Source organism: Acinetobacter sp. ABJ_C5_2 (assembly GCF_044538485.1).
Taxonomy (GTDB): domain Bacteria; phylum Pseudomonadota; class Gammaproteobacteria; order Pseudomonadales; family Moraxellaceae; genus Acinetobacter; species Acinetobacter nosocomialis_A.
The window spans coordinates 1-255 of record NZ_JBIUCS010000117.1 but is presented as its reverse complement, the minus strand read 5'-3'; the positions used below and the strand labels follow the sequence as shown (position 1 = coordinate 255).

Sequence of the window (255 nt, the reverse complement as noted above, 5' to 3'; positions counted from 1 at the left end):
AGATGTATCTGAGGGTCTGTAGCTCAGTTGGTTAGAGCACACGCTTGATAAGCGTGGGGTCACAAGTTCAAGTCTTGTCAGACCCACCATGACTTTGACTGGTTGAAGTTATAGATAAAAGATACATAACTGATGATGTAAGCTGGGGACTTAGCTTAGTTGGTAGAGCGCCTGCTTTGCACGCAGGAGGTCAGGAGTTCGACTCTCCTAGTCTCCACCAGAACTTAAGATAAGTTCGGATTACAGAAATTAGTA

General features: G+C 44.7%; 2 tRNA genes. Both read left to right on the top strand.

Annotation, left to right across the window (positions count from 1 at the left end):
* The first annotated feature begins 12 nt into the window (after positions 1-12).
* Positions 13-89 (top strand) — tRNA-Ile (locus tag ACH8JV_RS19635).
* A 55-nt stretch (positions 90-144) separates the two neighbouring features.
* A tRNA-Ala gene (locus tag ACH8JV_RS19630) sits at positions 145-220 on the top strand.
* Positions 221-255: the final 35 nt, after the last annotated feature.